17 protein-coding genes and 1 riboswitch are annotated in these 13,267 nt (G+C 36.7%); of the genes, 8 read left to right on the top strand and 9 right to left on the bottom strand.

Features of this window, described 5'->3' with window-relative positions; all coding sequences use genetic code 11:
* Window positions 1-239 precede the first annotated feature (239 nt).
* The 3 genes from AOLE_RS07415 to AOLE_RS07405 all read left to right on the top strand — a co-directional run bounded on the left by AOLE_RS07415 (window position 240) and on the right by AOLE_RS07405 (window position 2,641).
* On the top strand, window positions 240-893 hold the full coding sequence (locus AOLE_RS07415) for a TetR/AcrR family transcriptional regulator (RefSeq protein WP_013197485.1): 654 nt from the start codon (window positions 240-242) through the stop codon (window positions 891-893).
* Window positions 894-1,005: 112 nt separating this feature from the next.
* Window positions 1,006-1,923 carry an ornithine carbamoyltransferase gene (gene argF, locus AOLE_RS07410; protein WP_005306284.1) on the top strand — a complete coding sequence of 306 codons (918 nt, stop codon included), beginning with the start codon at window positions 1,006-1,008 and terminating at the stop codon, window positions 1,921-1,923.
* Window positions 1,924-2,116: 193 nt separating this feature from the next.
* The gene (locus tag AOLE_RS07405; RefSeq protein WP_013197484.1) at window positions 2,117-2,641 is read left to right on the top strand and encodes a protein tyrosine phosphatase family protein; all 525 of its coding nucleotides are present in this window, start codon (window positions 2,117-2,119) and stop codon (window positions 2,639-2,641) included.
* On the opposite strand, the gene ispF is transcribed toward AOLE_RS07405, so the two are convergent.
* Window positions 2,629-3,120 (bottom strand): 2-C-methyl-D-erythritol 2,4-cyclodiphosphate synthase, encoded by a 492-nt coding sequence (gene ispF / locus AOLE_RS07400; protein ID WP_004791837.1) that lies wholly within the window; start codon window positions 3,118-3,120, stop codon window positions 2,629-2,631. The genes AOLE_RS07405 and ispF overlap by 13 nt on opposite strands.
* A 99-nt stretch (window positions 3,121-3,219) precedes the next feature.
* Between ispF and AOLE_RS07395 the strand changes: the two genes are divergently transcribed.
* Entirely contained in the window at window positions 3,220-3,864 is a 645-nt protein-coding gene (locus AOLE_RS07395) for an A1S_1983 family putative colistin resistance protein (protein ID WP_013197483.1), read from the top strand.
* A gap of 45 nt (window positions 3,865-3,909) precedes the next feature.
* Here the strand turns inward: AOLE_RS07395 and AOLE_RS07390 are convergent, their stop codons facing one another.
* The 7 genes from AOLE_RS07390 to galE all read right to left on the bottom strand — a co-directional run bounded on the left by AOLE_RS07390 (window position 3,910) and on the right by galE (window position 10,919).
* Window positions 3,910-5,154, bottom strand: a complete 1,245-nt coding sequence (locus AOLE_RS07390; RefSeq protein WP_013197482.1) for a D-amino acid dehydrogenase — start codon at window positions 5,152-5,154, stop codon at window positions 3,910-3,912.
* A 175-nt stretch (window positions 5,155-5,329) separates the two neighbouring features.
* Window positions 5,330-5,417: riboswitch (glycine riboswitch) on the bottom strand.
* 150 nt (window positions 5,418-5,567) lie between these two features.
* Window positions 5,568-6,059: a hypothetical protein gene (locus tag AOLE_RS07385; protein ID WP_013197481.1), complete on the bottom strand. Its 492-nt coding sequence runs from the start codon at window positions 6,057-6,059 to the stop codon at window positions 5,568-5,570.
* A 323-nt stretch (window positions 6,060-6,382) separates the two neighbouring features.
* Window positions 6,383-6,934 carry a cysteine hydrolase family protein gene (locus tag AOLE_RS07380; RefSeq protein ID WP_013197480.1) on the bottom strand — a complete coding sequence of 184 codons (552 nt, stop codon included), beginning with the start codon at window positions 6,932-6,934 and terminating at the stop codon, window positions 6,383-6,385.
* 298 nt (window positions 6,935-7,232) lie between these two features.
* Complete coding sequence (locus AOLE_RS20540; RefSeq protein WP_004791826.1) at window positions 7,233-7,463, bottom strand: hypothetical protein; 231 nt, start codon at window positions 7,461-7,463, stop codon at window positions 7,233-7,235.
* A gap of 416 nt (window positions 7,464-7,879) precedes the next feature.
* Window positions 7,880-8,197 (bottom strand): hypothetical protein, encoded by a 318-nt coding sequence (locus tag AOLE_RS07370; RefSeq protein WP_013197479.1) that lies wholly within the window; start codon window positions 8,195-8,197, stop codon window positions 7,880-7,882.
* A gap of 203 nt (window positions 8,198-8,400) precedes the next feature.
* Entirely contained in the window at window positions 8,401-9,795 is a 1,395-nt protein-coding gene (gene fumC, locus AOLE_RS07365) for a class II fumarate hydratase (RefSeq protein ID WP_013197478.1), read from the bottom strand.
* A 116-nt stretch (window positions 9,796-9,911) separates the two neighbouring features.
* Window positions 9,912-10,919 carry a UDP-glucose 4-epimerase GalE gene (gene galE, locus AOLE_RS07360; protein WP_013197477.1) on the bottom strand — a complete coding sequence of 336 codons (1,008 nt, stop codon included), beginning with the start codon at window positions 10,917-10,919 and terminating at the stop codon, window positions 9,912-9,914.
* Window positions 10,920-10,984: 65 nt separating this feature from the next.
* On the opposite strand from galE, the gene tusD reads away from it, so the two are divergent.
* The 4 genes from tusD to AOLE_RS07340 are packed head-to-tail and all read left to right on the top strand — an operon-like array spanning window position 10,985 to window position 12,380.
* Window positions 10,985-11,353 carry a sulfurtransferase complex subunit TusD gene (gene tusD, locus AOLE_RS07355; protein WP_004791822.1) on the top strand — a complete coding sequence of 123 codons (369 nt, stop codon included), beginning with the start codon at window positions 10,985-10,987 and terminating at the stop codon, window positions 11,351-11,353.
* A gap of 44 nt (window positions 11,354-11,397) precedes the next feature.
* Window positions 11,398-11,748 (top strand): hypothetical protein, encoded by a 351-nt coding sequence (locus AOLE_RS07350; RefSeq protein WP_003652218.1) that lies wholly within the window; start codon window positions 11,398-11,400, stop codon window positions 11,746-11,748.
* Window positions 11,749-11,765: 17 nt separating this feature from the next.
* Window positions 11,766-12,050, top strand: a complete 285-nt coding sequence (locus tag AOLE_RS07345; RefSeq protein WP_013197476.1) for a hypothetical protein — start codon at window positions 11,766-11,768, stop codon at window positions 12,048-12,050.
* Window positions 12,051-12,068: 18 nt separating this feature from the next.
* The gene (locus AOLE_RS07340) at window positions 12,069-12,380 is read left to right on the top strand and encodes a TusE/DsrC/DsvC family sulfur relay protein (protein WP_003652222.1); all 312 of its coding nucleotides are present in this window, start codon (window positions 12,069-12,071) and stop codon (window positions 12,378-12,380) included.
* A 2-nt stretch (window positions 12,381-12,382) separates the two neighbouring features.
* On the opposite strand, the gene AOLE_RS07335 is transcribed toward AOLE_RS07340, so the two are convergent.
* Complete coding sequence (locus AOLE_RS07335) at window positions 12,383-13,246, bottom strand: DMT family transporter (RefSeq protein WP_023274196.1); 864 nt, start codon at window positions 13,244-13,246, stop codon at window positions 12,383-12,385.
* Window positions 13,247-13,267: the final 21 nt, after the last annotated feature.

Here is a 13,267-nt window from a genome sequence, read left to right as displayed (position 1 = left end):
GCTAAGACACTCTTAGCCGCTTTTATTTTGATTAGATTTTTTATTCAATTTAAAATTGAACATCAGGTTACATCATTAAATCATTTCAAAATTCACTCTAAGCTTATATTTTCTATTCTTTTATTTTTTTAAATATCTATTTACTGTTCAGCAGATGATCTAAAAAAATAGCGATGGCCATCCTTAAAGATAGTTTTGCTATACTAAATAAGCAAAGTTAACTGTTGTTATGAAATTTTATGCATGATTCCGTCCTTGACCCACATCATTCAGTATGTGAAAAACCACAAACACGCAGAGGTATAGAACGTCGCCTAGCTCTATTGCTAAGTGCAACCGAGCTGTTTTTGGATAAAGGATATGATGCTGTTTCTCTTGATGACATTGTTAACCATGCTGGAGGTTCAAAAACTTCTATTTATAAATATTTTGGTAATAAAGAAGGCTTATTTACCGCGATTTGCGACTATAAACGTGAAATGTTTTTTAAGGACGTTTGCATTCCATTTCAACCAGAGAAAACTACTTTAAGAGAATACTTAATTCAAACGCTCAATCGTGTTTATGTTCACATCATTCAACCCGAGCATGTTGCATTTTTGCGACTCATTATTGAACAGACCGAGTGTAATACGGTCCTTATACAATATCTATATGACAAATGGGTACATAATTTACAGAATACACTTACCCAAGCATTAGAATTTGCAGACAAATCAGGCGAAATTACATGCCCTTCTCCTTATTATTCTTCACTCATGTATTTTGGGATTTTGCGCGATATTGAATGGCGCATGATTATGGGTATGCCAGCCCTACCAGATGAGCAGGAAGCTACTGATTATATTGAATATTGCGTAGATGTTTTCTTAAAGGGCCATCATAAAGTCTAATTCTTTTGCATTTTAAAATGCTTATAGTATAGTAGACTTCTTTTTTCCCTCCTCCACCCAGCCAACAACAGATAATTGTTGTATTTCATAACGATTATTATGGAGTAGCTACATGGCTCTAAGACATTTCCTGACTTTACGTGATCTATCCACTCTAGAACTTAATCGCATTTTAGAACGCGCAAGCGAACTTAAAAAAATGCAGCATGACAATAAGGTATATCAACCTTTTGTTGGTAAAGTATTGGGAATGATTTTTGAGAAATCAAGCACGCGTACTCGTATCTCTTTTGAAGCAGGCATTAACCAATTTGGTGGTAGCGCGATTTTCCTATCACCTCGAGACACACAATTAGGCCGCGGCGAACCAATTGAAGACTCAGCACGTGTAATTTCTAGTATGCTTGATATTGTGATGATTCGTACTTTTGGTCATGACATTGTTGAACGTTTTGCATCATATTCAAAAGTTCCTGTGATTAACGGTTTGACAGATGACCATCATCCTTGTCAGTTACTTGCAGATTTACAGACTTATAATGAACACCGCGGTAGCATTAAAGGTAAAACCGTTGCTTGGATTGGTGATGGCAATAATATGTGTAACTCATATATTGAAGCTGCACACATGATGGGCTTTAAACTTAAAATTGCATCGCCAAAAGGATATGAGCCTAAACCAGAATTTTTAGCAGAGTTTGGTCATTGTGTTGAAGTTTTTGACAATGCAGAAGATGCTGCCGTAAATGCTGATCTCATTGTGACAGATGTATGGGCAAGCATGGGACAAGAAGAAGAACAGAAGCTTCGTGAAAGAGCTTTTGCAGCTTTTCAAGTCAATGAAAAATTAATGGGACTTGCTCATCCTGAATGTTTATTCATGCACTGCTTACCTGCTCATCGTGGCGAAGAAATTTCTGAAACTATGCTTGATCATAAAAATGCAGTGGTATGGGATGAAGCAGAGAATCGTCTTCATGCTCAAAAAGCTTTAGTAGAATTTTTATTGAATGAAAATCTAAAATCATAATTATTTAGACAAAAAAACAGCATCTTTATGATGCTGTTTTTTTATTTTATAAAACTTGTACTTTTCCAGTTAATTATTTTTAAAATTTTGATAACGTTGTCGAATATATAAGCAGGCTGTATTTCAACTATTCTCTAGAATCGTGTATAACATTCTACACAATAAGCTAAGCCTACTCTCGTAGAGTGCGATCATGACTACCCTTGAACAATCATTATCTCAAATTCCCGCATTTTCAATTATTCATGAGCATTTATTTAGTTCAGCACAGCCTTCTGCTGAACAACTGAAACTGATTAAAGAATATGGTTGTAGTACAGTCATTAATCTCGCTTTAAGTAACGCACCAAACTATATTGAAAATGAAGATCGTATTTGTTTAGACCTCGGTTTAAATTACATCCATATTCCAATTGACTGGGAAACTCCATCGGCTGAGCAATGTTTATTGGTGCTCGATCTTATTGATCATTTAGTCCAGAATGAAATTGTCTGGATTCACTGTTCTAAAAACGATCGCTCTAGCTGCCTGATGTATGTCTATAGACAGTTTTATATGAATATGGACATGCCTACTTCTCAAGATTTACTTCATGAAATTTGGGAACCCAATGAAACTTGGACAGGGCTTATTCATAGTATTACCTTACAGCTACAAGGCCGTAAGGCAACTCTTGAGCTTCAGCAGTCTTTGCAACAAACCGATCACTTGGTGTGATGAGAGACTAAAACAGTTGCTGTAGCCAAAATACCTTCTTGACGACCGGTAAACCCAAGTTTTTCGGTTGTCGTTGCTTTAATACTGATTTGATTAACATCTACATTTAAAACATCAGCAATACTTTGACGCATTTCCAAATTATGTTTAGCTAATTTTGGACGCTCACAAGCCACCGTAATATCCGCATTATTTAACTGATAACCGCGATCTAAGATTAACTGGTAAACATGCTTTAATAGTACTCGGCTGTCCGCACCCTTAAATTCTGGGTCAGTGTCAGGAAAATGTTGCCCTATATCTCCAAGTGCTAAAGTACCTAACAAAGCATCACACAAAGCATGGAGTACAACATCGCCATCAGAGTGTGCTTTCAAGCCATGCGTATGTGGAATTTGAATGCCAGCTAATGTAACGAAGTTCCCTTCTTCAAAGGCATGCACATCCATTCCTTGTCCAATGCGAATTTGAGCAACCATATAACTATTACCTTCCATAAAAACTTAAGAAATCTTGTATTCAGCCTTTCTGTTTCGCTATAGTACACCTAGCAAAGTAGACTGAAAGTATAAGCGATCATGCTGTCTAATACTGATATGAATCAATTGAAAAGATTAAGTTTTGCCGTGACACTGAGTTGTTTATGTTCATCTCATGTTTTTGCAGAACCAATAGACTGTTCCAATCGTGGAGCTGAGCTTAAGATCTGTTCAAAAACATTTAGTGAATCAAGAAAGCAACTCAATAATAAATATCTTTCTGCATATTTAGTTACTGATGCCCCCTTACAGCTTTTGCAGGATACACAAAAGTTATGGTCTAAACATACTCAGCAATGCAAGAGTAATTCATGTTTTCAACAACAGTTTGATTTACGAACTGACGACCTAAATTTTTATGCATCGCTTAAGCAAACGCTTACCCAACATTATCTTAAGTTTGAAAATGGACGTCTAGCAGCACAACCTGTTCACATTCAGGTCCATCAGCTCGCGAAAGATAAAATCAAGATTGAAGGAATAGCATACCGAAATCCAAATAACCGCAAAGAAACTCAAACGATTTCTTTGATGGCCTATAGTTCACCTGAACAAAAAAATGAAATTTTAGACAATGAGCATAACTGCAAATATCAGTTTAATTTCCAAAAAGCTTTACTGAATGTGAAAACCCAGCAAAAAGGCTGTGAGCGTTTTAGCGGAATCTATCGATTATATGATTAGTGCTTTAAGTAAAAAGCCAGTGTTTGCACACTGGCTTTTTACTTTTTAGATCGGATATTTTTGAGCAATATCCTGCCCCACTAAAACCGCGGTTGCCGCAGACAAAGTCCATCCTAAATGCCCATGTCCTGTATTGTAAAAAATACGAGGCTGTCTAGATTGCTTCACCACAGGCAGCATATTAGGCATCATCGGTCTTAGCCCAGCCCAAGGTACCACGTGCTCAGTTGAAATATCAAAGTTACGGTTTACCCAATTTACCAAAGGTTGAATACGATCAGCTCGTATATCGCGGTTGTAACCATTAAATTCAGCAGTTCCCGCCACGCGCAACCGATCTTTACCTAAACGAGAAGTCACAATTTTAGCACTCTCGTCTAGCAAGCTGACCCACGGTGCATTCTTTACACTTTGCTCATCTTTTAATTGCACGGTAATTGAATAACCTTTTACTGGGTAGACATTTACTCGCTCTCCAATCATATCGGCAAGTTGATAACTTCCCACACCACCGCACACTACAAGCACATCACCTTCGATTTGGATGCTATCTGATTCAACAAGATAAGGATGCTCTGCACTTGGCTGACAACTTACGATCACTTTGTCTGGATGACACTTAATATCTGTAACTTCCAAACCAAATTTATACTCAACACCGTATTGTTTAGTCTTTTCAGCCAAAGAGGTTGAATATTTATGAATATCTCCCGTTGCATCACTTGGTGTGTAATAACCACCAAAATATTCACCTGTTAATGATGGTTCTATGGTTTTCATCTCATCAGGTGAAACTGAATAGCGCTCTAATGTACCTTTGTTCAATACATTGTTCACTTGTTTAGCAATCTCGTAGTCAGCCTTACTATGATACATATGGAGAATTCCACGTTTCTCCAAATCAAACTCGAGCTGCTCTTTTTCAGCAACCTCAAATAAACGCTTACGAGCAAGTAATGCCAAACGGACCGTCTCAATCGTGTTTGCTTCATAGTTTTTAATATGGGATAAAAACTCAACTAGCCAGCTATATTTATGCAAACTAAATGAAGGATTCAGCAGTAGCGGTGCGTCTTTTTGTCTCATCCACTTAAAGCCTTTAACTACAGTGGCTTTTTGGTTCCATACTTCGGCATTACAAGCCGATAATTGCCCTCCATTGGCAAATGATGTTTCCATTGCAGGATATAGATGTCGATCAATCACTGTGACTTGATAACCCAGTTGCGATAATTCATAAGCAGAGGTAACCCCTGTGATTCCCGCACCTATCACAATAACATGTGGCATAACAGACTCCTCAGAAATGCAAAACATTTCATCAGTACAGCCCATCTGTCATTGGTACCTGAGAGTTTCGACCCCAACGTTACCTTTTAACGTTTAGATCTTCCCCTTCGGTGAGTTTATAATTTATAAGTTATTATTTTCAATTCTTATAAATCTAAGCTTCTCTCCAGATTTTTTAATTATTACAGTCCTTCTGCCTGAGAGTTTCCGGGCTTGTTGCTCCTTCGGCGGGTTCTTTCGAACCTCTCTCCCGCAATAATTTTGTATTTATATAAGCAATGTATCTGCCACTTTAGAAAAAACGCATTCTTTTCTTGTAAACTTTTGTACCAGTAATTATCAGGTTATAAATCATTAATTTAATTATAAAAATAAAAAAGGTGAATTTTTATAAATTCACCTTTTGTGTTTAATTAGAATTTTCCATTGAGCACTGGTTCTGAAACTGTGCCCTTCCATTGCTCACGTAAGGTTGGTAAATAAAATTTCTCACCAATAGTGACCAATTCAGCATCAATCAATGCGTGAACTTCATGCATAAAAATATAATCAAGTGCGACCAAAGAGAGCTGATGATTTTTTTGTGCTGTTTTCTTACGTTTCGCTTGAGCTTGTTTCACTAACTCATTCGCAAAGTTTTTATCTTTATAAGCCGTAATTGCATTTAAACGGAGTTCAATAATACCCCATCCAGCCAATAGCTTTTTAAAGACATCAAAATCTTCTGAAGTTGATTCCCATGTTACATTTTCTAAATCATTATCATCAGGTAAAACTGGCAATAACAGGTCACCTGTACTTGGGAAAATCTTTTTAAGATTTAACAGAAACTTAACAGGCTGATCACCGGGATAATCATTAAATTGCACATGTTGTTGGGTATCTGTTAAATAAATAGAGAGCATTCAAAAATCCTTAGCTAAGCTTCTGTTTTCAATTACTTTATCTTCAATTTTGCCAAATAAATGCAAAATAAAAAACAATATAAAAACAGGACAAGGTGGGCATTTTAACAATTATGACAGCTTATTCAACGCTAATTCGCCATTAATTAGTGAAACTTATACCCTCTTGATAAAAAGCCCTCCGAAAAGAGCTCTTTGTTGATACAAGTTCAATTCTTGCTACCGCTAAAAACAGAGCAACCACTAGTCTTCAAAAGGTTTTTTGTACTTTAGTGATACAGCTAATCAAACTTTTTGAATAAAGTTGTCGGTTCATTTCTAAATTAAATTTGAGAAATGAACTCTTCTGTCGTTTTTAACTTAGCAAAAGCATTACTTAAAATTTGGTTATGATGATCAATTGCTTGCTGAGCATTTAAAGCTACTGAATCAGTTGTTGTATGTGCATCTGAAATTAATATCAATTTATATCCGTACTCAGAAGCAGTCCTAACAGTAGTATCAATACAATACTCGGTTTTCATCCCAGTAATGATGATTTCATCAACACCAAGCTTCTCTAACACTTCTTTTAAAACAGTATTTTTAAAGCCACTAGGATACCTTTTTTCAATGACTAGATCTTTATGTGGATTAAGAGCTAACTCTGTGATTAGCTGAGTATTCGGTCCACTTGGATCTAATGGGGTGCCTATCTCACCAACATGTCGAATAAAGATAATTGGTCTATCATTCAAGCGGCAATATTCAATAAGACTAAGAATATTTGAAAGTACGAGTTGAGCATTATGTGGCTTAGACTGGCCGTTAAATAGGCCATTTTGCATATCAATGACCAGTAAAGCCGATTTTGAATTGCTATTGAGTTTTTCCATAATTTCTCTCTGTAAAAACCAATAATGAACAGAGAAAAATTAACCCAGCCATTATTGGCTGGGTTTAGTTATCTTATTAAGTCACTTTAATAAAAATCACACACAGCCTTCTTTAGAGGTCGTGGTGGTGGTGATTTTATTCAATAAACAGTTCATTTGTTTTAACTGCCCAAAATTAAAGCTTAAATAACCATACCATAGCTTTTTCAATAAAAACAAAACTTTTTAACTTTTATTGTATGAAATATCTTTTAAGCATACCTAGTTCTTAAAGAAATACTTCATCATAAAAACTAATTTATTTAACTGAAAGTAAGTATTCGTATGCTGTTTTTTCATTACTCTCTAATTTAATGACTGCATCAGTTTCATCATTCAAAGTAAGGTTAAATACCTTCTCACCATCATAAGAAATTTGATGACCCATACGAAATTCTGAATCAATTGACTCAAGAATAATAAAATTTCCTTCGATATTCGAAGCGATATAGTAAGTGTTGTTCCGATGAACATATCTAATTGTGTACATCAATATTTAAATTCCATCTAAAAAATTATGCTTTTTCTTAATTAATAAAAAAGACTGCTTCCTCTTTTCACCCAAAAATAAGCCTAACAAAAAAGTTGCTTAAAACTAGAATTGGAAAGATGCATACAGTCACTTTCCAATTTGATAACACCTAAACTCCATCAATATAAATCGAATTAAAAATTAAATAATTCAAATATTTAAAACCAAAAATCGTATAAATGTACGCTAGTTTAAAAAGATCCACCCCTTCTTTTGATGTCTAACACCCATAATTTAGCGCTAAATTTATATACAGATATTACAGAAATACTTAATAATAAAAAACCCCGCCATTAGTCGATAGTTAGTCGGGTTTCTTGTATTGCCATATGTCTAACAAAATTAACTCACGAATGGAGTTAATACTATTTAAATTAATCTTTACACTTAACTTTCAAAACAGCTGCTTTGGTATTCACTGGAATAAGCATTCCTGAATTATAGACAGTATGATGATTTACGATTTTGTTATTACTATCCAACTCATCAAAACCCTTATCCTTACATATTTCTTCTGCTTTACCGATTAACTTTGCCCTCAAAGCTTCTCTTGAACCAAATGCATTACTTTGAGCATGAAGTTGATAAACCCCAGGATTCACCTCAGCTACAGTAGGTGGAAACATTTGTAGACAACCCGACAAGGTACAAGCTATTACTGCTAAAACAGTTATTGATTTAGTCTTTTTCATTTATTTGAACTTAAAATAAAATAACGTAGCAAAAATAAAGTCTAGATATGACATTTATATTTCAAGGTATAAAAAAAGCCCACTTTTTCAAGCAGGCCTTCCCCTTATGATTTTTTGCGCTGATCATTCAGGACTTTTGTTGTACTTAGCAACTCGCGGATATTACAGAAGTATTTAAGAATAAAAAAGCCCATTAGGAGAGATTATTTACTATTTGGTGAAACCATTTTTTCAGGTTTAACCACTTCATCAAATTGCTCTGCTGTAACTAAACCAAGCTCAACGGCAACCTGCTTCAAAGTTTTATTTTCCTTATAGGCAGTCTTAGCAACTTTTGCAGAATTTTCATAACCAATCACTGGGTTTAAAGCAGTGACTAACATAAGAGAGTTATGTAAGAAGTGATCAATTTTATCCTGATTAGGTTCAATTCCTACCGCACAGTGATCATTAAAACTATTACAAGCATCACCCAGCAATTGAATAGACTGCAATAAGTTATAAGCAATCACAGGCATAAATACGTTTAATTCAAAGTTACCTGAAGCACCAGCCACATTAATGGTCGTATCATTTCCAAGCACTTGCGCAACAACCATGGTCATTGCTTCACTTTGTGTTGGGTTTACTTTACCTGGCATAATGCTTGAGCCAGGTTCATTTTCTGGGATACGGATTTCACCGAAACCACAACGTGGACCACTGGCCAACCAACGAATATCATTCGCAATTTTATTTAAACTAACTGCAAGCGTTTTTAATGCACCAGAAGCAAAAACAGCAGCGTCACGCCCTGCAAGCGCTTCAAATTTGTTTGGAGCAGTCACAAATGGTAAACCTGTAAGCAAAGCAAGTTGAGCAGCTGCTTTCACTGCATAGTCAGGATGTGCATTTAACCCTGTACCTACCGCAGTACCACCCAATGGTAATTCATATAAACCTGTCAATGCCTGTTGCAAACGAACTAATCCATGCTCAAGCTGAGACACATAGCCACTAAATTCTTGACCTAGTGTTAATGGAGTTGCATCTTGTAAATGGGTACGACCAATTTTAACAATAGACTGAAACTCATCTGATTTTTTTTGCAAAGTCGCTTTAAGCTGTTCTACTGCAGGAATAAGCAATTCATTAATTTGCAAACTTGCTGCTACGTGAATAGCGGTTGGAAATGAATCGTTCGTTGATTGAGCACGGTTGACATGATCATTTGGATGTACAGGTTTTTGCGCACCCAACACTTGGCCTAATTTTTGGTTGGCAATATTGGCAATCACTTCATTGCAGTTCATGTTACTTTGCGTACCTGAACCCGTCTGCCAGACCACTAAAGGAAACTGTGAATCCCATTTACCATCAATGACTTCTTCAGCCGCAACCACAATATATTGGCTCAAATCTTGCGGTAACTGTTCAAGTTCAGCATTAGTTATTGCAGCAGCCTTTTTCACCAGCCCCATTGCTCGAATCATGGCACGGGGTAATCGTTCTTGCCCGATTTTAAAGTTCTGTAAGCTGCGTTGAGTCTGTGCCCCCCACAATGCTTCATTTGGAACTTCAATCTCACCCATAGTGTCATGTTCAATTCGTGTTTGCATAGAAACCTCAGTTGTCTGGTTAAAGAACTTACGGGCTGAAGCAATTATTTGCTCTGGCTAGTTAATTTTTAGTATCGTACTCAAGCATTCCATTATTGTAAATAAGAATCATTATCTTATCTTCCATTTAATGTATTTTGATAAAAACGCCATTCATCTTCAATCATTTGTTTTAACGGACGTTTAGGTGTCCAATTCAATAATGTTTTTGCTTTGGATATGTCTGCCGCAACCTGACTTAATTCAACATGTTTGTAAATCGCAGGTTGAGTCGGAATTTCAGATTGAGTTACCTGTGAAATTTCATCTAGTAATTGACGCACAGAGTGAACTTGGTCATGGGCAATATTAAATGCTTCACAACAATGTGTTTGATCACGTAGCCAATGTAAGCTGGCAGTTACAGCTTCACACACATCTAAAACGTGTAGAAAACTGCGTTCAGTCGTATGATCTGATGTTTCAGCTTGATCTTGTAATTCAATCAAATCACGTTGCATTGCTGCAACTTGCATGGCAAGCGGTACAATATTTTTAGGGAGCTGAGCAACATACTCTCCGAGCACCCCATGTTCAAATGCACCTACGATATTAGATAAGCGCAAGATCGCAATTTTCCACTCATGATCAATTTTATAAGTATCACGGATAATTTCTTCAATCATCTGTTGAGACTTAATATAGGGATTAGGATAAGCATAATTGAATTCGTCTGTTTCGCTTAATTGCAGACCAGATTTTCCATATGCTGCAAGGCTAGACAAATGAATAAAGTGACGAACACCTGTGCGTTGCATGGCACGTAGTAAACTCATGATGCAACTTACATTATCATTATAATATTCAAGAGGTTTAAGATTAGATTCTTCAATTGATTTAAACCCAGCAGTGTGAATAACTGCATCAATTGAATATTGCTCGAAGACCTTATTCAATGCGGGTGTATTACGTACATCAAGTTTAACAAATGGAACGTACATACCTGAAATAAACTCTAGGCGTTCCAGCGTTTGCAAGGTTGAATTAGCCAAATTATCGACAATTACCACTTCTTGACCCTGAGCCATGAGACTCAACGCAATGTGTGAACCGATAAAGCCTAAACCACCTGTCACTAAAATCATTGTATACTTACCTTTCTCTTAATGCATCTACGCCCATTTAGACGTATGACCATAGTGAATTCTCAATGAGTACATTACTACTAATTACCTCTGCTCCTACTTCCATTCATGCTTGGCATGCTTTAGGACTTGCTCAGGCACTCAAAAGTAAAAATGAAGACTTTCGTGTATTCTTTTACCAAGATGGCGTGCAGGTTGCTAATGATTTTCAATGGGTTCCTGACGACCAGCGTAATTTAACGCATGAATGGCAAAAGCTTGCGATTCGACTTCCTGTATGTGTGAGTGCTGCCCTCGCTCGTGGTATTACCGATGCAGAAAATGCCAGTCGCCATCACCTTACTCATCACAACCTTGCCAAAGACTTTCAACTGGTCGGGTTAGGTGAACTTGCTGATGCGGTACAGTCAGCATCTCGTCTTATTCAATTTTAAGTTACTTTGTTTGCTTAGATTGTTGCTTTTAAAAGGTATATTGTGTGAAATCTGTACTCGTCATTTTAAGCCAAGCCAACTTAACTAGTCTTCAAATCAATGAAAGCCTTTCCGCTACTATGGTTTTAGCAACCTTTGGCTCGCCAGTCAAAGTATTATTGAAAGATGCTGCTCTTAGTCTCTTGCAAAATGACCTGAGCTTTAACCAGTTTCATCATACCTTCAAAGTAGCATCAAATATGGTCGAAAGCTTTGAATTTTATGATTTAAGCCCCATTCTTATCGAAAGCAAAAATCAACAAAATCCTTTTGTTCAACAAACAGAACAAGAGCTCGAATTCATTCAGTTAAATAATGAGTTCATTCAGTCTTTTGACCATGTCTTATATTGGTAGATGAAGGTGTAAATTTAATGAATCCATCAACACTTTATCTCGTGCAATCTACTTATCACAATACACCGAATGTTATTGATGAATTAGGTCATCTTTATCAGAAAGGTGACCAGATTATTTTTATGGGTGATTCTGTTGCGCGGCTTTCAACTGAAATGATTCAACAGTTTAAATCTGTTTCATGCTTAAGCATCGAAAAAGATTTACTCGATACAGATACTTTAGCCCAGATGAATGTACTCGACTATGATCAATTTGCAGATCTAGTTTTAACTTTTAATCGCTGTATTTCTCTTAAATAATAGATTTAGGCTAGTTTCATGAATTTAGAATTAGACCAAGATGGTCATTTGGTTGATTATACAATTTGGAATCCTGAAGTTGCACAAGAGCTTGCCAAATCACTTGATCTTGAACTAACCGATTGGCATTTCGAAGTTTTAGCTGCTGTGCGTCAGTTTTATCAACAGTTTGGGCACTCTCCAGCAACTCGCCCACTCATTAAATTTTTAATGAAAACAGTAAGTCCAGATATTAACAATGCCGTTTTACAGCAACAATTTAATACTGGTTTAGTTGCCCGTCATTTGAGTCGTTTGGCGGGTGTTCCTAAACCAGCAAATTGCTTATAAAGTTAAGTAAATTTTTTAGCAGCAGCGACACATAAAATAGTTGCTGCTGTGACCACTAACATTGACCAGCTCACATGTTCATGCAATAAAGCCGCTGCAATACCTAGCCCCATTAAAGGCTGTAAAAGTTGTAGTTGGCTTATGGCAGCAATACCGCCTTGTGCCAGCCCTTTGTACCAAAAGAAAAAGCCAATGAGCATACTAAACAAAGACACATAAATAAGGCCGACTAGAGCTGATGTAGACACACTTTGGAATGAAGCTGGCATATAGAAAATGGTAAGCAAAAACATAAAAGGTAAAGACAAAATAAGTGCCCAACAAATGACTTGCCACCCGCCTATTTTTCTTGAAAGTACACCGCCTTCTGCATAGCCAAAGCCACAAAAAATAATCGCCATCAACATATAAAAGTCCCCTATTCCAAGTGATGTATCACCAGAAAGGAAGAACATATAGGCAAAAACAACAGCACTCCCCAATACTGCAAATATCCAGAAAAAATGATTCGGTTTTTCTCCGCCTCTTAGTACAGCAAATATTGCAGTTGCAAGCGGCAAAAGACTAACGAATACAATTGAATGGGCTGCATTCATATATTGCAAAGCAAGTGCTGTAAACAATGGGAAACCGATCACCACCCCCACAGCAACAATGGCTAGAGGCCACCAATCTTGTTTGGCTGGTTTCTTTTGTTTTAAAACTAATATAAGAATAAGCCCCAAAATACCTGCTATCGCAGCTCGTGCTGCGGTTAGAAAGCCCGGTTCAAACCCCATTACCGCTACACGTGTCGCTGGTAGTGACCCCGCAAAAATAGCCACGCCAATAAAACCATTCACCCAGCCATTCATAAACCTATTCATAATTTTCTCCGTCACTATACG

Source organism: Acinetobacter oleivorans DR1, assembly GCF_000196795.1.
Taxonomy (GTDB): Bacteria; Pseudomonadota; Gammaproteobacteria; order Pseudomonadales; family Moraxellaceae; genus Acinetobacter; species Acinetobacter oleivorans.
This window is presented reverse-complemented; position numbering and strand designations above follow the sequence as displayed.